Origin of the sequence: Streptomyces sp. NPDC005393, from assembly GCF_040606675.1 — a bacterium.
GTDB lineage: Bacteria > Actinomycetota > Actinomycetes > Streptomycetales > Streptomycetaceae > Streptomyces.
Map to the genome: position 1 here is coordinate 38235 of NZ_JBEXFG010000038.1, position 21799 is coordinate 60033.

Annotated in this window: 18 protein-coding genes and 2 pseudogenes; 6 read left to right on the forward strand and 14 right to left on the reverse strand. The window is 71.0% G+C overall.

Annotated elements, in window-relative coordinates:
* Positions 1-54: 54 nt before the first annotated feature.
* The 8 genes from ABZS71_RS26460 to rsmI all read right to left on the reverse strand — a co-directional run bounded on the left by ABZS71_RS26460 (position 55) and on the right by rsmI (position 10038).
* Positions 55-1845, reverse strand: a complete 1791-nt coding sequence (locus ABZS71_RS26460; RefSeq protein ID WP_356214107.1) for a hypothetical protein — start codon at positions 1843-1845, stop codon at positions 55-57.
* 314 nt (positions 1846-2159) lie between these two features.
* On the reverse strand, positions 2160-3980 hold the full coding sequence (locus ABZS71_RS26465; RefSeq protein ID WP_355858683.1) for an ABC-F family ATP-binding cassette domain-containing protein: 1821 nt from the start codon (positions 3978-3980) through the stop codon (positions 2160-2162).
* A gap of 60 nt (positions 3981-4040) precedes the next feature.
* Positions 4041-4967 (reverse strand): 4-(cytidine 5'-diphospho)-2-C-methyl-D-erythritol kinase, encoded by a 927-nt coding sequence (locus ABZS71_RS26470; protein ID WP_356214108.1) that lies wholly within the window; start codon positions 4965-4967, stop codon positions 4041-4043.
* A gap of 98 nt (positions 4968-5065) precedes the next feature.
* Positions 5066-5962: a 16S rRNA (adenine(1518)-N(6)/adenine(1519)-N(6))-dimethyltransferase RsmA gene (gene rsmA / locus ABZS71_RS26475; RefSeq protein ID WP_355858689.1), complete on the reverse strand. Its 897-nt coding sequence runs from the start codon at positions 5960-5962 to the stop codon at positions 5066-5068.
* A gap of 309 nt (positions 5963-6271) precedes the next feature.
* A complete protein-coding gene (locus tag ABZS71_RS26480) occupies positions 6272-7450 on the reverse strand; it encodes a ubiquitin-like domain-containing protein (protein ID WP_355858692.1) in 1179 nt (392 codons plus the stop codon).
* A 122-nt stretch (positions 7451-7572) separates the two neighbouring features.
* Positions 7573-8493 carry a TatD family hydrolase gene (locus ABZS71_RS26485; RefSeq protein WP_356214110.1) on the reverse strand — a complete coding sequence of 307 codons (921 nt, stop codon included), beginning with the start codon at positions 8491-8493 and terminating at the stop codon, positions 7573-7575.
* Positions 8494-8543: 50 nt separating this feature from the next.
* Positions 8544-8987 (reverse strand): hypothetical protein, encoded by a 444-nt coding sequence (locus ABZS71_RS26490; RefSeq protein ID WP_356214112.1) that lies wholly within the window; start codon positions 8985-8987, stop codon positions 8544-8546.
* A 175-nt stretch (positions 8988-9162) separates the two neighbouring features.
* Positions 9163-10038, reverse strand: a complete 876-nt coding sequence (rsmI, locus tag ABZS71_RS26495) for a 16S rRNA (cytidine(1402)-2'-O)-methyltransferase (RefSeq protein WP_356214114.1) — start codon at positions 10036-10038, stop codon at positions 9163-9165.
* 105 nt (positions 10039-10143) lie between these two features.
* Here rsmI and ABZS71_RS26500 point away from each other — a divergent pair, with 105 nt between their 5' ends.
* Both ABZS71_RS26500 and ABZS71_RS26505 read left to right on the forward strand, forming a co-directional pair.
* The gene (locus tag ABZS71_RS26500; protein WP_356214116.1) at positions 10144-11922 is read left to right on the forward strand and encodes a phospholipid carrier-dependent glycosyltransferase; all 1779 of its coding nucleotides are present in this window, start codon (positions 10144-10146) and stop codon (positions 11920-11922) included.
* Positions 11923-12042: 120 nt separating this feature from the next.
* On the forward strand, positions 12043-13677 hold the full coding sequence (locus tag ABZS71_RS26505; protein WP_356214118.1) for a penicillin-binding transpeptidase domain-containing protein: 1635 nt from the start codon (positions 12043-12045) through the stop codon (positions 13675-13677).
* A gap of 63 nt (positions 13678-13740) precedes the next feature.
* Here ABZS71_RS26505 and ABZS71_RS26510 read toward each other — a convergent pair whose 3' ends face one another.
* Positions 13741-14136, reverse strand: a complete 396-nt coding sequence (locus tag ABZS71_RS26510) for a cupin domain-containing protein (protein WP_355858233.1) — start codon at positions 14134-14136, stop codon at positions 13741-13743.
* A gap of 65 nt (positions 14137-14201) precedes the next feature.
* Positions 14202-15137, reverse strand: a complete 936-nt coding sequence (locus ABZS71_RS26515) for a TIGR03564 family F420-dependent LLM class oxidoreductase (protein ID WP_356214120.1) — start codon at positions 15135-15137, stop codon at positions 14202-14204.
* Between the two features lie 138 nt (positions 15138-15275).
* Here ABZS71_RS26515 and ABZS71_RS26520 point away from each other — a divergent pair, with 138 nt between their 5' ends.
* A complete protein-coding gene (locus tag ABZS71_RS26520; RefSeq protein WP_356214122.1) occupies positions 15276-15764 on the forward strand; it encodes a YbaK/EbsC family protein in 489 nt (162 codons plus the stop codon).
* Positions 15761-16497 (forward strand): annotated as a pseudogene (locus tag ABZS71_RS26525) (EamA family transporter); the annotation flags it as partial. The gene ABZS71_RS26520 and the pseudogene ABZS71_RS26525, both read left to right, overlap by 4 nt.
* A gap of 80 nt (positions 16498-16577) precedes the next feature.
* Here ABZS71_RS26525 and ABZS71_RS26530 read toward each other — a convergent pair.
* The gene (locus ABZS71_RS26530) at positions 16578-16850 is read right to left on the reverse strand and encodes a hypothetical protein (protein ID WP_356214124.1); all 273 of its coding nucleotides are present in this window, start codon (positions 16848-16850) and stop codon (positions 16578-16580) included.
* A 345-nt stretch (positions 16851-17195) separates the two neighbouring features.
* On the opposite strand from ABZS71_RS26530, the pseudogene ABZS71_RS26535 reads away from it, so the two are divergent.
* Positions 17196-17498 (forward strand): annotated as a pseudogene (locus ABZS71_RS26535) (hypothetical protein); the annotation flags it as partial.
* A gap of 200 nt (positions 17499-17698) precedes the next feature.
* On the opposite strand, the gene ABZS71_RS26540 reads toward ABZS71_RS26535, so the two are convergent.
* The 3 genes from ABZS71_RS26540 to ABZS71_RS26550 form a co-directional block, all read right to left on the reverse strand.
* Positions 17699-18172: a nuclear transport factor 2 family protein gene (locus tag ABZS71_RS26540; RefSeq protein ID WP_356214126.1), complete on the reverse strand. Its 474-nt coding sequence runs from the start codon at positions 18170-18172 to the stop codon at positions 17699-17701.
* A gap of 35 nt (positions 18173-18207) precedes the next feature.
* On the reverse strand, positions 18208-19281 hold the full coding sequence (locus ABZS71_RS26545) for an alpha/beta hydrolase (RefSeq protein WP_356214128.1): 1074 nt from the start codon (positions 19279-19281) through the stop codon (positions 18208-18210).
* A gap of 673 nt (positions 19282-19954) precedes the next feature.
* Positions 19955-20839, reverse strand: coding sequence for an SDR family NAD(P)-dependent oxidoreductase (locus ABZS71_RS26550; RefSeq protein WP_356214130.1), 885 nt, complete (start codon positions 20837-20839; stop codon positions 19955-19957).
* A 175-nt stretch (positions 20840-21014) separates the two neighbouring features.
* Between ABZS71_RS26550 and ABZS71_RS26555 the strand changes: the two genes are divergently transcribed.
* Complete coding sequence (locus ABZS71_RS26555) at positions 21015-21674, forward strand: TetR family transcriptional regulator (RefSeq protein ID WP_356214132.1); 660 nt, start codon at positions 21015-21017, stop codon at positions 21672-21674.
* Positions 21675-21799: the final 125 nt, after the last annotated feature.

The following is a 21799-nucleotide window of genomic DNA, read 5'->3' on the forward strand; positions in this document are numbered from 1 at the left end:
TTGACATCTGGTTGACGTCCAAAACAGACCGATGTGGCCGGGATCCCGTCCCGGTCAGTCCGAGCCGAAGATGACGGCGAGCGGATCGTCCTGGTCGTAGGTACCCGAGGGCTTGGTGGCGTAGACGTCGCTCATGAACAGCCGCTGCCCGGAGTAGATGATCTCCGCGTAGTCGGCGCTGAACTTCGACTCCATGTCATGGCCGGCGGCCGAGTTCTGCAGCAGCTTCGCCTTCGCGTACGACTTGGGGTCGATCCGCCAGACCGCGCCGCCCGCCTCGTAGGTGCTCTCCTGGTAGGCGAGCACGGAGCCGTCCTTGTCGAGCCCGAGCAGGGTGAGCGCGGCGCCCTTGACCCCGTCCGTCTTCCCGATCGGCTTGCCGGTCGCCAGGCTGAAGGCGACGATCTCGTTGGCCGTGCCCTCGCTGACGCCGGAGCGCTCCTCAGACCCGAGGAACAGCGTGTCCGCCGACTTGCTGACGGCGATCTTCCGGCAGCCCTCGACATTGGTCGGCTCGCACTTGGGGACGTACTTGCCGCTCTCGGTCCCGATCTTCCCGCGCACCTTGCCGGTCTTGCCGCTGTCGTCGATCGCCAGGAAGTCGGAGACCCCGGCGCCGGTCGAGTCGCCCGCGTCGAGCCCGATGACCAGCGGGTCGGTGGACGCCACGTGGACGTAGTCGATGCCCTGCGAGACCTTGTAGGCCGACTTCACCTGGCCCGTCTTCGGGTTCAGCGTCTGGACCTGGATCTGCGGGTCGGAGTAGTCACCGCAGCGGCGCACCGCGACCAGCTTGTCCTCGCTGCCCGCGTAGCCGTCGTCCTGGCACTGCTCGCCCGACTGTGGCTTCCACAGTGGCTTGCCCTCGGTCGACCAGGCGGCGCCGCCGCTGGTGCCGCCCGCGGCCACCGTGCCACCGCCGATGGTCACCTCGTCGAAGGAGATCTTCGAATCGCCCTCGCTGACGTCCCGGTGCCAGAGCATCTTGCCCTTGGTGAGGTCGAGCAGCCCGATCTCGGTGCAGCTCGGGTACTTGTCCTCCTTGGAGGGCTTGGCCTCCTGGTAGAGGACCGTGGTCAGACCGTACTTGGTGACGTGGTCCGAGGACCAGCACACCGCGCCGTCCAGCGGTATCTCCCACTTAGCGGTGCCGCCGCCCAGCGGATAGCCGACGACCTTGTAGACGTCGGCCTTCACGAAGGTGTCGTCGGTCGCCCACATGCCCTGGACCGTGACCTGGTCGGAGACCTTCGGCATGGGGATCTTGCTGAGCAGCCGGGCGTTGACCGTGTCGGGCGCGGGCTGGTCCTTGGTGCCGCCCGTGGTCCCGCCGTTCGAACTGCCCTGGCTGGTCTGCTTGTCCTTGTCCTTGGCCTCGGTGCCGCCGCCGTCGTCCTTGGCCGCGAACCATATGCCGCCACTGATGATCAGCGCGACCGCGACCCCCGCGCCGACGATGATCGCCGTGCGCTGCTTGTTCCGGCCGCCGCCGGGACCGCCGGGGACGCCCGGACCCGGGCCGCCGGGGTACTGGGGCTGGGGCGGGTAGCCGTAGTGCTGCTGGCCGGAATGGTACGGCGACGGCATGTCCACCTGGGTGGGCTGCGCATGCGCCGGCTGCCCCGGGTAGCCATAGCCGCCCGCGCCCTGCGGGGGCGGCTGGGGCGGTCCGGGCGGCGGCGGGGGCGGGCCCTGCGGCGGCTGGCCCGGCGCCTGCGGATAGCCGTAACCCGGCTGTCCCGGGGGCGGGGTGGGCGGCTGCTGCGGATAGCCGTAACTGGGATCCTGCGGCGCGCCAAAGCCGCCCTGCGGCGGCTGGTTGGGCGGCGGAGGCGGCTGTGACATGCGAATTCCTTCTAGCGCGAGACCCATTGACCGACCGGCCTCCCCCGCGATCCCGGAGGGTCAAAACCCTGCGGGAAGGAGCGAATCGGACATGGGGCCCGCCAGTCAACGGCAGGCGAGCGGGAGTTCTTTGTATCACCCGACAGGGCCGTGACAGAGCCCGTCTCCGCCTCATCGAAGAGCTGAGACCGGCCCGTGACGCGACTGTTGCGGGTGTACGCCGTCTCGCGCGCCGCCTTCACACGACGCTTTCACGCCACAACGGGAGCGCGTTGTTCCGCGCGCTCGTTCCCGCGCCTCGCCCCTCGCCGTCCCTACGCGTCCTCGGCGAGCTCCAGCCAGCGGGTCTCCAACTCGTCCCGCTCCCCCGTCAGCTCGCGCAGCTTGGCGTCCAGTTCGGCGACCCGGGTGAAGTCCGTGGCGTCCTCGGCGATCTGGGCGTGCAGCGTCGACTCCTGCTCGCTGATGCGGTCCAGCCGCCGCTCGATCCGCTGGAGCTCCTTCTTCGCGGCGCGCAGCTCGGCCTGCGACCGCTGCCCGCCGGCCTGCTGCTCCGCGGCCTTCTGCTTGGCGGGCGCCGCCGCCGGGGCCGCCGCGGCCAACGCGCGCTGCCGCCGCTCCAGGTACTCGTCCACCCCGCGCGGCAGCATGCGCAGCGTGGCGTCGCCCAGCAGCGCGAGAACCCGGTCGGTGGTGCGCTCGAGGAAATACCGGTCGTGGCTGATGACCACGAGCGAACCGGGCCAGCCGTCGAGCAGATCCTCCAGCTGGGTCAGCGTCTCGATGTCCAGGTCGTTGGTCGGCTCGTCCAGGAAGAGCACATTGGGCTCGTCCATCAGCAGCCGCAGGATCTGGAGCCGGCGCCGCTCACCGCCGGACAGATCGCCGACCGGCGTCCACTGCTTCTCCTTGGTGAAGCCGAACTTCTCGCACAGCTGCGAGGCGGTCATCTCGCGGCCCTTGCCGAGGTCGACGCGCTGCCGCACCTGCTCGACGGCCTCCAGGACCCGCAGGTTCGGGTCGAGCTCGGCGACCTCCTGCGAGAGATACGCGAGCTTGACCGTCTTGCCGACCGCGATCCGGCCGGCGGCCGGCTGCCGGTCGCCCTCGGTACGGGCCGCCTCGGCCAGCGCGCACAGCAGCGAGGTCTTACCCGCGCCGTTCACCCCCACCAGGCCGATCCGGTCGCCGGGCCCCAGCTGCCAGGTCAGATGCTTCAACAGCACCTTGGGCCCGGCGGTGACGGTCACGTCCTCCAGGTCGAAGACGGTCTTGCCGAGCCGCGAGTTGGCGAACTTCATCAGCTCGGCGCTGTCGCGCGGCGGCGGCACATCGGCGATCAGCGCGTTTGCCGCCTCGATCCGGAAGCGCGGCTTGCTGGTGCGGGCCGGGGCGCCGCGGCGCAGCCAGGCGAGCTCCTTGCGCATCATGTTCTGCCGCTTGGTCTCCTCGGTGGCGGCGATGCGCTCCCGCTCGGCCCGAGCGAAGACGTAGTCGCTGTAGCCGCCCTCGTACTCGTGCACCGCGCCGCGCTGCACATCCCACATCCGGGTGCAGACCTGGTCGAGGAACCAGCGGTCGTGGGTGACCACCACCAGGGCCGAGCGCCGCGCCCGCAGATGGCCGGCCAGCCAGGAGATGCCCTCGACGTCCAGGTGGTTCGTCGGCTCGTCGAGGACGATCAGGCCCGGCTCGGCGATCAGCAGCTTGGCGAGCGCGATCCGGCGGCGCTCACCGCCGGACAGCGGGCCGATGACGGTGTCGAGGCCCTGCGGGAAGGCGGGCAGGTCGAGCCCGCCGAAGAGCCCGGTGAGCACATCGCGGATCTTGGCGTTCCCCGCCCACTCGTGGTCGGCGAGATCGCCGATCACCTCGTGCCGGACGGTGGCCTCGGGGTCGAGCGAGTCGTGCTGGGTGAGCACCCCGAGCCGCAGGTCGCCGGCGTGGGTGACCCGGCCGTCGTCGGCGGGCTCCAGCTTGGCGAGGATCCGGATGAGAGTGGTCTTGCCGTCCCCGTTGCGTCCGACGACGCCGATCCGGTCGCCCTCGTTCACCCCGAGGGAAATGCCGTCCAGCAGCGCACGCGTGCCGTACACCTTGGCTACGGATTCAACATTGACCAGATTGGTGGCCATCACACTCCATTACGCGGATCGATCGACGTCCCAGGGTAGTCGCCGCGGACGGCCGGTCGCTCAGTCGTCCAGAACCGTCGCCCCGGCCGCCGGGCCGGACGCCACCCGTACCGTGCGGCAGGTGCCGGAGGCCGCGAGCGAGGCCGCCACGTCACGCGCCGCCTCGGCGTCCTTGACCAGGAACGCGCAGGTCGGGCCCGAGCCGGAGACCAGCGAGGCGAGCGCGCCCGCGTCCGCGCCTGCGCGCAGGGTCTCGGCGAGGGCGGGGCGCAGGGACAGGGCGGCGGGCTGCAGATCGTTGGTCACGGCGGCGGCCAGCGCGGTCGCGTCGCCCGTCCGCAGGGCATCCAGCAGCGCCTCGGACGGCTCGGGGGCGGGGACGTCGGCGACGGTCGCCCCCGCCCCGGACTCCTCCCGCAGCCGGTCGCATTCGCGGTAGACGGCGGGCGTGGACAGCCCGCCGTCCGCCACGGCGAACACCCAGTGGAACGTGCCGCCGGTCTCCAGCGGCGTCAGCAGCTCGCCCCGGCCACGGCCGAGGGCCGCCCCGCCGACGAGGCCGAACGGGACGTCGCTGCCCAAGTCCGCGCAGAGGGCGAGGAGTTCGGTGCGGCTCGTCCGCGTACCCCACAGCGCGTCGCACGCCAGCAGCGCCCCGGCGGCGTCCGCGCTGCCGCCCGCCATGCCGCCCGCGACGGGGATGTCCTTGGCGATGTGGAGGTGGACGTCCGGCGCGATGCCGTGCCGCTCGGCGAGCGCGAGGGCGGCGCGGGCGGCGAGGTTGGTGGGGTCGAGGGGGACGTGGTGGGCGTCGGCGCCCTCGACGGTGATGCGCAGGGTGTCGGCGGGGGTGGCCGTGACCTCGTCGTAGAGCCCGACGGCGAGGAAGACATTGGCCAGGTCATGGAAGCCGTCGGGGCGCAGTCCGCCGACCGCGAGCTGAACATTGACCTTCGCGGGCACGCGGGCGGTCACGGGGTGCGTCACGGTCGGGGGCTCCTTGTCGTCCGGGCTGCGGGGTCTGCGCGACCGCACCCATTGTCGCGCCTCGCCCGCCGGGGCTCCGCCCCGGACCCCGCTCCCCGCTACCGCTGGGAGGTGCCCCCTGAGGGGCTGGTTTTCGCGGGCCCGTGTTCGGCGATGGCGGCGAAGTCCTCGACCGTGAGCGACTCGCCCCGGGCCTGGGGGGATATGCCCGCCGCCGTCAGGGCCGCCTCCGCCCCGGCGGCGGAGCCCGCCCAGCCGGCGAGGGCCGCGCGGAGGGTCTTGCGGCGTTGGGCGAAGGCCGCGTCGACGACCGCGAAGACCTCCTCGCGGGAGGCCGTGGTGCGGGGCGGTTCGGGGCGGCGGACGAGGGAGACGAGGCCGGAGTCGACGTTGGGGGCGGGCCAGAAGACATTGCGGCCGATGGCGCCCGCGCGCTTGACCTGGGCGTACCAGGCGGCCTTCACGGAGGGGACCCCGTAGACCTTGGAGCCGGGGGCCGCGGCGAGCCGGTCGGCGACCTCCGACTGGACCATGACCAGCGTGCGCTCGATCGTGGGGAAGCGCGCGAGCATATGGAGCAGGACGGGCACAGCGACGTTGTAGGGAAGGTTGGCGACCAGGGCGGTCGGGGCGGGCCCCGGCAGTTCGATGACCCGCAGCGCGTCGCCGTGCACCAGCGCGAAGCGGTCGGCGCGCTCCGGCAGCCGGGCCGCGACCGTGGCGGGGAGGGCGGCGGCGAGGACGTCGTCGATCTCGACGGCGGTGACCCGGTCGGCGGCCTCCAGCAGCGCCAGGGTCAGCGAACCGAGCCCGGGGCCGATCTCGACGACCACATCGTCGGGCCGCACATCGGCGGTCCGGACGATCCGGCGGACCGTATTGGCGTCGATGACGAAATTCTGGCCGCGCTGCTTGGTGGGGCGTACGCCGAGCCGGGCCGCGAGGTCGCGGATGTCGGCGGGGCCCAGCAGGGCGCCGTGGTCGATGGAGCTCACCGGAAAAGCTTACGGGGCTTTTTTCGGGGCTCGGTTCGCCTCCGGGGCGCCTTAGCCTCCCCCAGCCTTCGGCCGGGGGTGCCCCCTGTCGGCGGTCGGCCGTGCTCGGCCACTCGCGCGGCGGTAGCCGCATATCGATCGCAGCCCTCGCGGCCTCCGCGCGCTCTCCCTTTCGACAGCGGCGCGCCCCTTCGGCTCGCCCCAGCTACCGCTGGGAGGTGCCCCCGGCCGGAACACCGGCGCGGGGTCGAACGCACGGCCCGCCCCCAGCTACCACTCGGAGGTGCCCCCGGCCGTGGGCCGCCCTGCTCACTGGTGCAGCTTGCGGCCGCAGTGCGGCCAGGGACTGGCGCCGCGCTGCACATACAGCTTCTTGGCCCGGTAGGTCTGCTCGGCGGGGGGCGCGTCCTGGGGGCGGCCGTGGCCGCCGAGGGAGCGCCAGGTGCCGCCGTCGAGCTGGTAGAGCCCGCCGTAGCGGCCGGAGCCGTCGACGGCGTCCGCCCGTCCGCCGGATTCGCACGCCGCCATGGCGTGCCAGTTGAGCCCGTCGGCCCCGCCGCCGACGGTGGTGGGCGGGACCATGGTGCCGACCCGGACGATCCGGGCCACGGGCGCCCTGACGACCTCGCTCCGTACCTTCTTCGGCCGCTGCCGGACGCCGTTGACGCTGCGCACCCGGTAGGTGATGCGCACGGCGCCCGGCTCGCCCGGCCGCGCGACGACCTCGGTGCCTTTCGGCAGGGTGGGGTCGGCGTGCCGGACGGTCGCGAAGGCGAGCGGCTCGTCGTGGGCCTCCTTGCCGCCTGTGATCCGCATCACGGTCACGGTCTGGCCGTCGCGCGGAAAGCTCTCCCGGGGGACGGAGGTGGTGTCCTGGCCGCGCAGGGTGAGCCCGGCGGCGGCGAGCGCCTCGCCGACGGTCGCCGCGTTCGTACGGATGGTGTGCTCGCGCCCGTCGGCCATGAAGGTGACGGTGCGCTCGGTGCGGACGTCCAGGGCGAGCCCGCGCCGTGAGATGGCGGCGGAGCGCGAGGCGGACAGATACGCGCCCTCGGCCCGTACGCCCAGTTGGCGCAGTGCGCCGTCAACCGTGTGCGCGGTGGTCCACACGCGGCGCCGCTCGCCGTCGAGGGTGAGGGTGACCGGACGGCCGTAGCGGACGGCGACCTCGTCGCCGCTGGCGAGTCGCTCGCCGGGCGCGGGGGCCACGATGTCGTGGTCGCCGACCCCGACGTCCTCGTCGGCGAGCAGTTCGCCCACGTCGTCGGCGTAGGTGTGCAGGGTGCGCGCGTCCCCGTCGACGCTGAGCCGCACCGCCTTGTCCTGGGCCACGAAGGCGGACGTGCCGCCGGCCAGGGCGGCGACCACGATCGCCTGCGGCAGCAGCCGGCGCATCGGGTCGGTGCGGCCGGCGGCGCGCCCGCGCCGGGCGGCTCGGCGGGCGGCGGCGCGGCCGCCCGAGACGCGGTGGCTGCCCGTCGGGCTCACGACAACACTCCGGTAACACTCCACAAGTCCACTGGTCAGGGCGTTGGATGGGGGACTGTAGCGGAGTGGCGGTCACTCTCCAAAGTGAGCTCGTTACGCTGCGTCGTCATCTCGTCCCGGCCTCAATACCCGAAGGCACGCGCGGTATTGGCCGCTACGGCGGTCGCCAGGGTGTCTTCGGGGACGCCCTTGACCTCGGCCATGGCCCGCAGGGTGAGCGGAATCAGATACGGAGCGTTAGGCCGTCCGCGGTAGGGGACCGGGGTCAGGAAGGGCGCGTCGGTCTCCACGAGGACGAGGTCGAGCGGGGCGACGGCGAGGGCGTCGCGCAGCGGCTGGGCGTTCTTGAAGGTGACGTTGCCCGCGAAGGACATGTAGTAGCCGTGCTCGGCGCAGATCTTGGCCATGGCGGCGTCGCCGGAGTAGCAGTGGAAGACGACGGTGTCGGGCGCGCCCTCCTCGGTGAGCACGCGCAGCACGTCGTCGTGGGCGTCGCGGTCGTGGATGACCAGCGCCTTGCCGTGTTCCTTGGCGATGCCGATATGGCGGCGGAAGGAGCGCTCCTGGGCGGCCATGCCCTCCGGTCCGGTGCGGAGGTAGTCGAGGCCGGTCTCGCCGACGCCGCGCACCTGCGGCAGGGCCGCGAGGGCCGCTATCCCGTCGAGGGCCGCGTCCAGGGCGCGGTCGCCGCCGGGCTCGCGGGCGCCCTGCCGGGACCAGCCGTCGGGGTCCCCGAGGACGATGCGGGGCGCCTCGTTGGGGTGCAGGGCCACGGTGGCCCAGACGTTCTCGTGTGCGGCGGCGGTCTCGGCCGCCCACCGGGACCCGGCGAGATCGCACCCCACCTGGACGACGGTCGTCACGCCGACCGACGCGGCCTTGGCCAGGGCCTCGTCGACCGTGCCGGGCTGCATGTCCAGGTGGGTGTGCGAATCGGCGACCGGCACCCTCAGTGGTTCGGGGAGGGGCGGCGGATGGTCCTTTTCCTTTTTCCCGCCGCTCGCCATGCCACTGCCGCCGGGGGTCGATGCTGTTTTCGCCATAACGGCGATTCTATGAATACCGCGCCCGGCTCATTTGACCGGAGCCGGGCTCATTTGCGGTGATGCTGAAAGGGGTGCAGCAGATCCGAGAGATGCCAATGGTGTCCACGGCGCCGCGCGGGGCCCTCGGTGTCGGCCGGCCCGCCCTCCGCCGCCGCCCGCGGCGCGGTGCCGCGCCCTGTGCGCCGCGCGCTCTCCAGGACCGAGGAGACCTGGCCCGAGCGCATGATGCGCACCAGGTGCGCACCGCAGTTGACGCAATCGGGGCTCGTCAGTGGGGACCGGACGCGCAGGCCGTCGGTGAAGTAGACGACGAAGGCGCGGCCCTCGCCGTCCACATGGTGCTCGATGTCGTACGACTGCTCCCAGCCGTGTCCGCACTTCATGCAGGCGAAGGCGTACGCCTCATGGGCTACCTCGCCGGCCGCCGGGCCGGAAGGGGTGGGGGCGGCTATCGGGTGGACACCGCTCGAGGTTCCCGCTATATCGCTCATGGCAGCTCCTCTTGTCACGCAGGACAAGTCTTCCGGGATGGGGTCGCCCCAGGTCTTCCTCACCCAGTGGACGCCTTTCCCGGCGCCACCGCATCAGCTCTTCCCTGTCTTTGAGCCAGATTTGGCGGCGGGCTTGTCGAAACTGCCCGGTTACTAACCGAAGCTTTGCCTTTCGCTACGGTGCTTTACCTTCGCGTGGCGCGGTTCCTGTCGCGTTCTTTGCCGCCACGACGGCGTCGAAGACCTGCCGTTTGGGCACCCCGGCCGCCTGGGCGACCGCCGCGATCGCCTCCTTGCGGCGCTCCCCCGCCTCCTCGCGCACCGCGACCCGGCGGGCCAGCTCGGCGGGGTCCGCGTCCTCGGGGCCGGGTGCGGCGGCGCCCTCGACGACGATGGTGATCTCGCCCCGTACGCCCTCGGCGGCCCAGGCGGCCAGCTCCTTCAGCGGGCCGCGCCGGATCTCCTCGTACGTCTTGGTCAGCTCCCGGCACACGGCCCCCCGGCGGTCCGCGCCGAACACCTCGGCCATGGCGGCCAGGGTGTCGTCCAGCCGGTGCGGGGCCTCGAAGTACACCAGCGTGCGGCGCTCCCCCGCGACCTCCCGCAGCCGCCCCAGCCGCTCCCCCGCCTTGCGCGGCAGGAAGCCCTCGAAGCAGAAGCGGTCCACCGGCAGCCCGGAGACGGCCAGCGCGGTCAGCACGGCGGACGGGCCGGGCACGGCGGTGACCGTGATCCCGCGCTCGACGGCGGCGGCCACCAGCCGGTAGCCGGGGTCGGAGACCGACGGCATGCCCGCGTCGGTGACCAGCAGCACCCGGGCGCCACCGGCCAGCGCCTGGACCAGCTCGGGGGTGCGGGCCGACTCATTGCCCTCGAAGTAGGACACCACCCGGCCGCCCGGGGTCACGTCCAGGGCCTGGGTGAGGCGGCGCAGCCGCCGGGTGTCCTCGGCGGCCACCACATCGGCCGCCGCGAGCTCGGCGGCCAGCCGCGGGGGCGCGTCCGCGGTGTCGCCGATGGGGGTCCCTGCCAGTACGAGCGTTCCAGTCACGGAACCATCCTCGCAGCCGTTCGCGCCCCGCCGCGGCGAGGATGAATCCCCCGGCCCGCCGCCTTCGCTCACCACACTCACAGAGCGCTTCCCTACGATGGGCCGGTGAGCAGTGACACCGCGACCCATGCCCAGCCGGGCAACGCCGCCGGCCAGCACGCGCCGGCCTGGCAGCGCCGGCTGCGCCGTTTCGGATACGCGGGCCAGGCCAGGCCCGGTGTACGGGAGCGGCTGGTCCCCCCGTACCGGGAGCCGGGCACCCGGCTCTGGGAGACCCTCGGCGCTCCCCCCTCGGCCGCGGCCAGAATCGCCCGCTGGAGCGGCTGGGGCGGGCCGCTGCTCGTCGCGCTCTGCGCCGGGCTGACCCGTTTCTGGCGGCTGGGCAGCCCGGACAACGTGATATTCGACGAGACGTACTACGCCAAGGACGCCTGGTCGGTGTGGAAGTTCGGCTACGAGGGCACGTGGCCGAAGAGCGCCAACGACCAGATCCTTCAGACGCCGCAGCACATCCCGCTCAGCGAGGCGCCCTCGTATGTGGTCCACCCGCCGGTCGGCAAGTGGGTCATCGGGCTCGGCGAGCAGTTCTTCGGGCTGCATCCGTACGGCTGGCGCTTCATGGTCGCCCTGCTCGGCACCCTCTCGGTGCTCATGCTGTGCCGGATCGGACGGCGGCTGTTCCGGTCGACGTTCCTCGGCTGTCTGGCGGGCGCGCTGCTGGCCGTGGACGGTCTGCACTTCGTGATGAGCCGCACCGCGCTGCTCGACCTGGTGCTGATGTTCTTCGTGCTGGCCGCCTTCGGCGCGCTGCTCATCGACCGGGACCGGGCGCGGGCCCGGCTGGCGGCGGCGCTGCCGGCCGGCGAGGACGGCACGGCCCGGCCGGACCCGGCGGTCGCCCGGAGCCTGAAGCTGGGCCGGCGGCCGTGGCGGATCGCCGCCGGGGTCTTCCTGGGCCTGGCCATCGGCACCAAGTGGAACGGGCTGTACATCCTGGCGGCCTTCGGGCTGATGGCCGTCCTGTGGGACGTGGGAGCGCGCCGCACCGCGGGCGCCCAGCGCCCCTACCGGGCGGTGCTCCGCCGCGATCTGGGGTGGGCGTTCCTGTCGACGGTGCCCGTGGCGATCGTCACATACATCGCCTCCTGGTCGGGCTGGTTCGCCGCCAGTGGCACGTTCGACCGCCTGCACGCCTGGCGGGACAGCGGCTACTTCCGCCACTGGGCCGAGTCGGAGCAGCCGGACGGCGGCGGCTACGGCACCGGCGGCACCTTCGACTGGCTGCTCAACCCGCTGCGCAGCCTGTGGCACTACGAGACGGAGGTCTACAAGTTCCATGTGGGCCTCGACTCGCCGCACATCTACCAGTCCAACCCCTGGAGCTGGCTGGTCCAGTCCCGCCCGGTCTCGTACTTCTACCAATCGCCCAGGGCGGGCGATTCGGGCTGCCCCAAGGACGCCGCCGAGAAGTGCGCCCGCGAGGTGCTGGCCATCGGCACCCCGCTGCTGTGGTGGGCGGCCTGCTTCGCGCTGGTGTACCTGCTGTTCCGGTGGGCGCTGCGGCGCGACTGGCGGGCGGGCGCGATCCTGTGCGGGGTCGCGGCGGGATATCTGCCGTGGTTCCTCTACCAGGACCGCACGATCTTCTCCTTCTACGCCGTCGTCTTCGTGCCCTTCGTGTGTCTGGCGGTGGCGATGATGATCGGCGCCCTGCTGGGGCCGTCGGGGTCGACGGAGACCCGGCGGGTGGTCGGCGCGGTCGGCGCGGGCGCGCTCGTCCTGCTCATCTTCTGGAACTTCATCTACTTCTTCCCGCTGTTTACGGGGCAGACGATGCCGATGGATGCCTGGCGGGCCCGCATGTGGCTGGACACCTGGATCTGAGCCTCGCGTCATACCCCGGAGCCGAGGGCACGGGGCCGCGCGGGATGCCGGTAGAGTGCCGGGCACCGCGGCCTCCATCGACTGGTGGGGGGAATCTAGGAACACTGTGGGGGTTCTGCAATGCGGAGTGGCGCGAGAGCCGCGATCGTCGGTGCGGTGTTCGCCGCCATGGTCGGTGTGGCCGGTTGCGGCGGCAGCCAGGACGACGCGTCGGGCCAGAAGGACGGCGCGAACAACGCGGCGGGCGACGACAAGCCCGCCCTGAAGCATGTGAAGACCGGCCCGCCCAGCGCGGCCGAGGTCAAGACCACCGCCGCCGCGTTCCTCGCTGCCTGGTCGCAGGGTGAGACGGCGAAGGCCGCGGCCCTGACGGACGACAGCGAAGCGGCCACCGCCGCGCTGACCGGCTACCGCAAGCAGGCCCATGTCGACAAGGTCTCGCTGAACGCGGGCCAGCCGAGCGGCCGGTCCGTGCCGTTCTCGGTCAGCGCTGAGATCTCCTACGGCAGTCAGCACGTCCCCTGGACGTATGAATCCTCGCTGACCGTCGCGCGCGACAAGGCGACGGGCAAGGCGGTCGTCGGCTGGAAGCCGTCGGTCGTGCACCCGAAGCTTGGCGCGGGCGACACGCTGAAGACCGGCGAGTCCGAGGCGCCGCCGATCAAGGCAGTGGACCGGGACGGCGCGGAGCTGACCGCCGCCGACCACCCGACGCTGAAGACCGTCCTGGCCGGGCTGCGCGAGCGGTACGGCAAGAAGGCGGGCGGCACGGCGGGCGTGGAGACCTGGATCGCCCGTGCGAAGGGCTCCAAGTCGCCCGACGAGACGCTGAAGGTGCTCTCCAAGGGCACCCCCGGCACGCTCCGTACGACGATCGACGGGAAGCTCCAGCGCACCGCCGAGCAGCAGGTGAGCAAGCGCACCAAGGCGTCGGTGGTGGCCGTCAAGCCCAGCACCGGAGAGATCCTCGCGCTGGCCAACTCCCCCGCGAACGGCTTCAACTCGGCCCTCCAGGGCTCGTACGCGCCCGGCTCGACCATGAAGGTCATCACCTCGGCGACGCTGATCGAAAAGGGCCTCGCGGCGTACGGCAAGCCGCACCCGTGCCCCAAGTACTTCACGTACGGCGGGTGGAAGTTCCAGAACGACAAGAAGTTCGAGATCAAGAACGGCACCTTCGAGCAGAGCTTCGCCCGCTCCTGCAATACGGCCTTCATCAGCCAGGCGCCGAAGCTGAAGGACGACGACCTGGCCAAGGAGGCCCGGGACGTCTTCGGTATCGGCCTCAACTGGCAGACCGGCGTGCCCTCCTTTGACGGCTCGGTGCCGGTGCAGTCCGCAGCTTCCAAGGCGGCCTCGCTGATCGGCCAGGGCTCGGTGCGGATGAACCCGCTCAACATGGCGTCGGTCGCGGCCACCGCCAGCACCGGCACCTTCCGCCAGCCGTACCTCGTCTCGCCGTCCCTGGACAACCGGACGCTGGCCAAGGCCACCAAGACGATGAAGCCGAGCACCCATCAGCAGCTGCGCCAGCTCATGCATCTGACAGCCACCTCGGGCACCGCCGCCCAGGCGATGTCCGGGATGACCGGTGACTTCGGCGCGAAGACCGGTTCGGCGGAGGTCGACAACCAGGAGAAGCCCAACGGCTGGTTCACCGCGTACCACGGCGACCTCGCGGCCGCCGGTGTGGTGCCGGAGGGCGGCCACGGCGGCGACACGGCGGGCCCGATCGTGGCGGCGCTGCTGCGCTGAGCCACCCGGACCTGGCACAAGGAGCCGGGCGGGCGCGGGAACCCCGCGCCCGCCCGGCTCTTTTCAGCTGAGCGTGCGGCCCGTGGTGCTGTCCACGTGGTCCGGGATCTCGCCCTCGTGGCGGTCCCCGGTCGTCTTCGTCCCCGAGGGCTCGAACATCAGGATCGAGCCGCCCGGCGACGACGGCTTGTGCTCGGTGCCCTGGGGGACGACGAAGGTGTCGCCCTTGTGCAGCTCGACCGTGGTCTCGGTGCCGTCGGCGTTCTTCAGGGCGATGTCGAACCGGCCGTCGAGGACCAGGAAGAACTCATCGGTGTCGTCGTGGACGTGCCAGACGTGCTCCCCGAGGGTGTGGGCGATCCGGACGTCGTAGTCGTTCATCCGGGCGACGATCCGGGGGCTGTAGACGTCGTCGAAAGAGGCCAGCGCCTCGGGGAGGTTGACGGGTGCCGTATCCATGCCCCCATTCTGGCGCGACCCGCCGCGGGCCGTCTTGAACGCTGGTGTGGGCGCACATCGCAGGATTACGCCTGCGCGGACAGCTCGCCCAGCAGCCGCCAGGTGCGCAGCCGGTCCTCCTCGCTGCCCATACCGGACTGGGAGACGATGAGGTCGGTCGCGCCCGCTTCGGTGTAGCGGCGGAGCTCCGCGGCGACCGTCTCCTCATCGCCGAGCGCCATGACGTCCCCGGCGTGCTCGACGCCCCCGCGGTCCAGGATGTCGCGGTAGGACGGGATCCGCTCGTAGAAGGCGAACTGCTCGCGCGCCCGCCGCCGCAGCGCCTCCGCGTCCGCGGTGACCAGGGCGGGGACCATGGCCACGACGCGCGGCGCGGGCCGCCCCGCCGCCTCGGCCGCGGCCCCGATCGTCGGGACGACGTACTCGGCGAGGGCCCTGGAGGTGGCGAGGAAGGGCAGCGTGCCGTCGGCGAGTTCGCCGGTCACGCGCAGCGCCTGGGGGCCCATGGCGGCGACCAGGACGGGGGCCGGCTCGGCGCCCGGGACCACGGCCGGGCCGAAGATGGTACGGGCCCGCAGCGTCTCGCCGTCGAAGTCCACCGTGCCCTCGGTCAGCAGGGTGCGCAGGACCGTGAGGTATTCGCGCAGATGCCGGATCGGCCGCTCGAACGGCACCCCATAGCTCTCCTCGACCATCGCCTTGCTGGACAGCCCGAGCCCCAGCTGGAAGCGCCCGCCGGAGGCCGCCTGGGCGGTGCGCGCCTGCGCGGCGAGGATGATCGGGTGGCGGGGGTAGATCGGTACGACGCTGGTGCCGGTCCCGATCCCCGGCACCGCCTGGCCCGCGAGCGCGGCCAGCGTCACCGCGTCGACATGCTGTTGCTGCGAGAACCAGACCGAGCCGATCCCGGCGTCGGCGGCCTGACGGACCTGGTCGATCAGCTCGGTCACCAGATTGCCGGTGTGCTCGTCACCGGCCGGCAGAGCGATACCCCACGACATCCGCGTCTCCTCCTCGTCGCGGCCCGCCCCCGGGGACGGGCTCTTCGACCCTCCGTAACCGGCAGGGAGCGGACCGCATTCCGGCACGGGCGCAAATGCCCTCGCCTGGCTCATACGGCTCCGGGTAGCGTCGCCCCCATGGCCACCCCGGAGACCGCAGCCCACCCCCGCTTCGCCGACGCCCTGCGCGAACTCGGTCTGGACGTCGAGGTACGCCGCTTCCCCGGCACCACCCGCACCGCCGCCGAGGCCGCGGCCGCGATCGGCTGTGAGCTGAGCCAGATCGTCAAGTCCCTCGTCTTCGAGGCGGACGGGCAGCCGGTACTGGTGCTGATGGACGGCGCCTCCCGGGTCGACGTCGAGCTGGTACGGCGCGAACTGGGCGCCGAGGCCGTCCGGCGGGCCAACGCGGCGCTGGTACGGGAGACCACCGGCTACGCCATCGGCGGGGTGCCGCCCTTCGGCCACCGCGTCCGCACCCGGGTCCTCGCCGACCGAGGGCTGCTCGCCCACAAGACCGTCTGGGCCGCGGCCGGCACCCCGCACGCCGTCTTCCCGCTCGCCCCCAAGGCGCTCATCGCGCATGCCGAGGGCACCCTGGTGGATGTGCGCGAGCAGAGCGCGTGACACCGCTCGTCGCGGTCGCGGTGCTCATCGCGGCCGTCACCCACGCGAGCTGGAACGCGATCGCGTATGGCATCCGGGATCAGCTCCTCGCCTTCACGCTGGTGGGCGGCGGCGGAGCGGTGTGCGGGCTGGCGCTGGCCCCGTTCACCTCCGTACCGGCGGCGGGCGCCTGGCCGTATCTGCCGGCCTCGGCGGTCGTCCACGTCGTCTACTGCATCCTGCTGATGCGCTCGTTCCACCTCGGCGACTTCGGCCAGATGTATCCGATCGCGCGCGGCACCGCGCCGCTGGTGGTGACCGTGCTCGGCGCGGTCTTCGTCGGAGAGAGGCCGGACCGCTGGCAGGCGGCGGGGATCGCGCTGGCCTCGGCAGGGCTCCTCGGCGTGGCGCTGTGGGGCGTCCGGGGCTCCCGCAGGACACGGGACGGGTCGGCCCCCTCCGGTAGGCCGCGGGACGGGTCGCAGGCCACCGGCGGACCGCCCTGGCTCGCCCTCACCGCCGCCGTCGCCACCGGCCTGTCCATCGCCGCGTACACCGTCGTGGACGGCCTGGGCGTCCGCGCCTCCGGCACCCCCTCGGCTATATCGCCTGGCTGGTGATCCTGGAAGGCTTCGCCGTCCCCGCCTACGCCCTCGCCACCCGCCGTCGCGCCCTCATCGCCCAACTCCGCCCGACCGCACGGCGCGGGCTGCTCGGCGGGGTGCTGTCGGTCTTCGCGTACGGCCTCGTCCTTGCCGTCCTCATCACGGTGTACGCGCAGTCCCGCCGGAGTGGCCTCGATCTGCCACTCAGACTGAGCGCGCCGGTCCTGATTCATCCGCATGCCCCATTCGCTTGAACCGGTCCGTCGTCCTCGTCCGCGTGGGGAACGGGGAGAGGCCCACCGCGACTCTCCGCGACCCGGAGCGCATCGCGTAGCGCCTCGATCAGACGGTTGGAGAGGAAGCGAAGCTCTTCGACGTCCACCTTGGGGTCGCCGAGCAGTACGCGGGCATGGTCGAGGAGTTCAACGCCCATTCGGAGCTGAACCGCTTCCATCTCGTCAGCGAGCTTCGACACATGCCCCGTACCCTCCTCACCGGTCACCAGATAGCACGGTTGACCAGCCATTCCGTTCCACGGCAGCAGTCGCGGTTGCGTACTCACCGGACGACCACCATCCCGTGCGGAGCACACACCAACTCCACGCGAGGGAGACCGTCCGGACGCCGCACCTGCCGCCTCTCATGGGCCACGAGATACGGCCGGACAAGGTCGACATCCTCACCGCGCGGCACCGGCCGAACCGATACCTGAGGTACGTGGGGAAGTCGCAGCGTCGGAGCATCGCCGCAACTCACCGCGAGGCTTGTCTTGACTGTCCGATGCCGACCCGGGCCGGGCCGTACCGCCTTCGTCACCCGTTCGAAGATCCTGCCAATACAGTTCCGCATGTCGACCTGCTTTCACAGCGCCGCCGCCAAGGAAGTCCTCTTCCGGCTCCGCCTGATGCACCCCGAGATCACCATCGTCTGGGCCGACTCCGCCAAGATGCTGCAGCTCCTGCGATTCGGCTGCTCCTACCAGGTGATCGGCGACACGACCTGCTCAGCCACCACGATCCGCAACCGTCGCGACGAGTGGATCCGGCTCGGCGTCTTCGCCAAGTTCAAGCAGATCGCGCAGGAGTCCTACGACGGGATCGTCGGCCTCGTCCTCGACCAGATAGCCATCGACGGCTCCATCACCAAAGCGCGGCGATCCTCCAGACCGCCGCCGACGTCTCGCCGTTCGGGCAGTCGCGGCGTCCAACGGTCACTCGCGGCCATTCCGCCGCTCCGTATCCGCCGAATTCCGCGCCATTCGGTACGGATATGGCACGGAGTCTCCGAAGAGGTCCAGACAACAAATAAGCCCCAGGTCCTCGACCTGTGGCTTTTCTCGCCGGCGAAGATCTACCGCTGTGCGGCAACTTGGCGCAGATGACGACTTACATCGCCGACGAGGTTGATGCGGACGCGTCGCTCCACGAAGCGCCACTGCCCGTTACGGCGCTCGAAGCGATCATGGTACCGACCACTGGCGATGGGTTGCAGCGGCAGGTCGGGCAGCGCCTGCAACACGGTGACGTACGAACGCGAGACCGCCGTGCTCGCCTGTTCGTCGACCTCGATCGCAATATTGGTCGTGACGTGCTGGGTTCGCGGCGTGCCGTCGGCGTAGACGATCAGAGTGTCCCGGAACATCTTCTCGATCGTTTCACGGCCGCTCACCGGCGCGCTGCTTCCGGTGAAAGTGGCGTCAGCGAGCAGGCTGCCGAGCCCCGCGAAATCGCCGTCGTCCACGAGTTCGGCGTAACGTGCGATCAGGTTCTCGACAGCCCGGTAGCTCGACGTCGGATCGGCGGGCATGTGGGCGGATGTGGACATGGTCTGTCTCCCAGCAAGATAGGCGATCCTCAGCGTCAGAGGTTGTCGGCGTCCATGACGGCCTGGGTGAAGGCTTGGGGTGCTTCTTGGGGGACGTTGTGGCCGATGCCGTTCAATGTCCGGTGGGCGTACGGGCCGGTGAACATGGAGCGGTAGGAGGCGCCGTTGTCAGGGGTTGTGAAGGGGTCGAGTTCAGCGTCGAGGGTGATGGTGGGGACCGAGATGGTGGGGGTGGCGGCGAGCCGCTTCTCCAGGTGGTCGTAGCGGCGTTCGCCGTCGGCGAGGCTGAGGCGCCATCGGTAGTTGTGGATGACGATGGGGACGTAGTCGGGGTTGCTGAAGGCGGCCGCGGTGCGGTCGAAGGTGGCGTCGTCGAAGTTCCATGTCGGGGAGACGAGTTGCCAGACGAGTCGTGTGAATTCCTTGGTGTATGTGCGAAAGCCGTCCTGGCCGCGGTCGGTGGCGAAGTAGTACTGGTACCACCACACGTGTTCGGGTCCGGGCTTGAGGGGCAGTTTCTGCTTCTTGAGGTTGGTGATCAGGTAGCCGCTCACGGATACCAGGGCCTTGACGCGGTCGGGCCACAGGGCCGCGATGATGTCGGCGGTGCGTGAGCCCCAGTCGAAGCCGGCCAGCACCGCCTTGCGGATCTTCAGGGTGTCCATCAGCGCGATGATGTCCAGGGCGATGGCCGACTGCTGTGCGTTGCGGACGGCTCGCGGGGACAGGAAGGTCGTGGTGCCGTGCCCGCGCAGGTACGGGACGATGACCCGGTAGCCTGCGGCCGCCAGTGTGGGTGCGACATCGACGAATGAGTGGATGTCGTACGGCCAGCCGTGCAGGCAGATGACCACGGGACCGTCGGCGGGTCCTTCCTCGGCGTAACCGATGTTCAGTTCGCCGGCTCTGACCTGCTTGAGTAAGCTGAGGGAGGTGTGTGTGCCTGGTGTGATCGGGGGAATGACCACGGGTCCGCCGACGCCGGGTGTGGTCGTGCCCGGCCTGCCCGCGCCCGGTGTGGCCGCCGAAGCCGCCGCAAGCCCGGGCACGGAGGTCGCCGCCGCCGCGCCCGCGGTGAACACCTTTGAAAAAGCTCGCCTGTTGATCATTGAAAGCTCCTCTTGCCGTGCTTGTACGTCATGGACTTCCGTCAGGACCGGGGTGCCCTGCGGGTGGGGTGCGGGGCAATGGCCCCTCAGTCGATCAGGCATTCCAGGGCGATCGTGGCCAGACGGAGGGCGGAGTGCGGGCCCATCACCTCGGCCACCGTGGGGCCGGAACGACGCCGCTCCAGTCACCTGTCAGGGACGGCCAGCCGGCCGGCAGCACCTGGTCTCCCGCGGTCCCGAGCCAGGCGGTGACGCTCGTCGGAGCATCCTCGGTGGATTCCCAGGCCGGCATGATGCGTCCCGGCGGAATACGCGCAGGAGTGTCCGTCGGCAGCCAGGAAACCTGGAACGTCCCGCCCGGGGAGATGGATCCCTGCCTCACCAGCACCCCGTTTGACGAGAGTGCGAGAGCCCAAGGCGAGACTGCCCGGGGCGGACCGGGGGCGGCCTTGATCCGATGTGGCCACGGCTGATCGTGGGACCGGGCTGAAGACGTCTTGTACCGCACCGCAGTTGTCGCCCTTCGCCGAACCTGCAACGTAGCACGTCGTCGTGGCGACGCCGAACAGGCCTCGAACGCGTGGAGGCGTCGGTCGCGGACAGGGAGGCTCGGGTCGAGCGGCGGAATTGCTTCGTGCGCACACCGTGGTGCCGGCGACAACTCTCTGCCCGGTTATGACGACACGTCGGGCAAGCTGTTGCCCCGCTGCTGCTGCCAGGTGTCTCCGGCATCATTGTGGTCGGTGGACCTGCTGAGTTCTTCCCAGTATTCGTCGGTCTTCACGCGTGCGCGCCAGACTTCGCGTCCGTAGTCGAAGGCGTCGCTGCCGGCGAGGATGCGCAGCGGAGGATCGTCCAGCGAAGCCACGGTGAGCACGAGCTGGGCTACTTTTGCCGGGTCGCTGTTGGCAGTTTTCTCGAACCCGGCCATGGAGCGTGCCGAGGCGCCGACTGTTTGCTCGTAGGGCGGGCTCACCGGCGGAGTCTCCATGGACGCGCCGGCCCAGTCGGTGCGCATGCCACCCGGTTCGACGACCGTGACCTTGATTCCCAGGGGTGCCACCTCGGCGGACAGTGCCTCGCTGAATCCGCCGACGGCCCACTTCGCCGACTGGTATGCCGTCATGCCTGGACTGCCGATGCGTCCCCCGAGTGAGGAGATCTGGATGATCCGGCCACTTCCCTGCCTGCGCATGATGGGCACGACTGCCTTGGTGACGTAGACCGTACCGAGGAAGTTGGTTTCGACCTGGCGCCGGAACACCTCAATGGCGGTGTCCTCCAGGGCGACCCTGTCCCCCTGACCCGCATTGTTGACCGCGACGTCGATACGCCCGAACACCTCCTGTGCCTCGGTGACCGCCGCCTGCGCCGCCACCGGATCGGTGACGTCGAGGCGGAGGGCGTGCACGCGGTGGCCGTACTGCGACACCAGAGCATCCAGAGACCTCGGATCGCGCGCACTGGCCGCGACCCGGTGGCCGGCGGCGAGAGCTGCTTCTGCGATGGCATGCCCCAAGCCCCGCGAGGTACCAGTAACGAAAAAGACGGATGACATGTGCAGAGTCCCCTCGAACGCCTTGATGCAAGCTGTGTCACGGCCTGGGCCTCCGGCAATTAGCCGGTTGCCCAGGAAGACTTGCGACTGCCGGCATTTAACGCAACTGGATTGCGTTATCTCCACGCTAGCAGGCCCCGACATTTAACGCACCCCGGTTGCGTTAAAATGAGGCATGCACCGTCGAGCCCGCTCGCAGGAGGCCAAACTCCGCCGCGCCGAGGACCTGCTGGAAGCCGCCCGCACCCTGGCCGCCGACCGCGGCGGGGTCCGCCACATCACGCTCGCGGAGGTCACCGAAGCCGCCGGCCTGCACCCCTCCGCCGTCAGGCGCTACTTCGCCAGCAAGGAAGAACTCCTGCTCGAACTCGCCGAGCGCGGCTGGAACCAGTGGCGCGACACGCTCACCGCCCACCTGGCCGGCGCCCGCGGCCTCACACCGCCCGAGACCGCCACCGCCGTGAGCGCCACCCTCACCTCACTGCCGCTCTTCTGTGACCTGCTCACCCACGTACCGCTCAGCCTCGAAGGCGAGGTCGACATCGAATGCGCCCGCCGCTACAAGACCCACTCCTTCGCGGCCTACGACACCATCGTCGACACCCTGACGGCCACCGGGACCATGACCGCCGGGCAGGTCCACGACCTCATCGCGACGGCGCTGGGCGTGACCGCCAACCTGTGGCAGCTCGCCCACCCCACTCCCACCCTCGCCGAGCTCTACGCCCAGGAACCCCGCTGGGGCCACGCCGCACTCGACTTCGAACCACGCCTCACCCGCCTCCTCCAGGCCACCGCCACCGGCCTCACCGCGCCCAGCGGCCCGTCCGCGTAGCCATCCGGCACCCGCGGTCAGAGCCTCTGGGACGCCTCGGACCGTGCGATCGCTTGGACTGCCCGGACATCGGCACGGAAGACTGCGGCACCGGGGCCTCCTGCTGCTCGGTGATTCGACACCAA

Bases quoted from the DNA above. Each gene is read 5' to 3' on its own strand.
- ABZS71_RS26485 (WP_356214110.1), bottom strand. From the start codon at position 8,493: ATGGCGAAAACAGCATCGACCCCCGGCGGCAGTGGCATGGCGAGCGGC.
- ABZS71_RS26520 (WP_356214122.1), top strand. From the start codon at position 15,276: ATGGCCACCCCGGAGACCGCAGCCCACCCCCGCTTCGCCGACGCCCTG.
- ABZS71_RS26465 (WP_355858683.1), bottom strand. From the start codon at position 3,980: ATGGCCACCAATCTGGTCAATGTTGAATCCGTAGCCAAGGTGTACGGC.
- ABZS71_RS26460 (WP_356214107.1), bottom strand. From the start codon at position 1,845: ATGTCACAGCCGCCTCCGCCGCCCAACCAGCCGCCGCAGGGCGGCTTT.
- ABZS71_RS26505 (WP_356214118.1), top strand. From the start codon at position 12,043: ATGCGGAGTGGCGCGAGAGCCGCGATCGTCGGTGCGGTGTTCGCCGCC.
- ABZS71_RS26545 (WP_356214128.1), bottom strand. From the start codon at position 19,281: ATGATCAACAGGCGAGCTTTTTCAAAGGTGTTCACCGCGGGCGCGGCG.
- ABZS71_RS26555 (WP_356214132.1), top strand. From the start codon at position 21,015: ATGCACCGTCGAGCCCGCTCGCAGGAGGCCAAACTCCGCCGCGCCGAG.
- ABZS71_RS26550 (WP_356214130.1), bottom strand. From the start codon at position 20,839: ATGTCATCCGTCTTTTTCGTTACTGGTACCTCGCGGGGCTTGGGGCAT.
- ABZS71_RS26510 (WP_355858233.1), bottom strand. From the start codon at position 14,136: ATGGATACGGCACCCGTCAACCTCCCCGAGGCGCTGGCCTCTTTCGAC.
- ABZS71_RS26540 (WP_356214126.1), bottom strand. From the start codon at position 18,172: ATGTCCACATCCGCCCACATGCCCGCCGATCCGACGTCGAGCTACCGG.
- ABZS71_RS26490 (WP_356214112.1), bottom strand. From the start codon at position 8,987: ATGAGCGATATAGCGGGAACCTCGAGCGGTGTCCACCCGATAGCCGCC.
- ABZS71_RS26515 (WP_356214120.1), bottom strand. From the start codon at position 15,137: ATGTCGTGGGGTATCGCTCTGCCGGCCGGTGACGAGCACACCGGCAAT.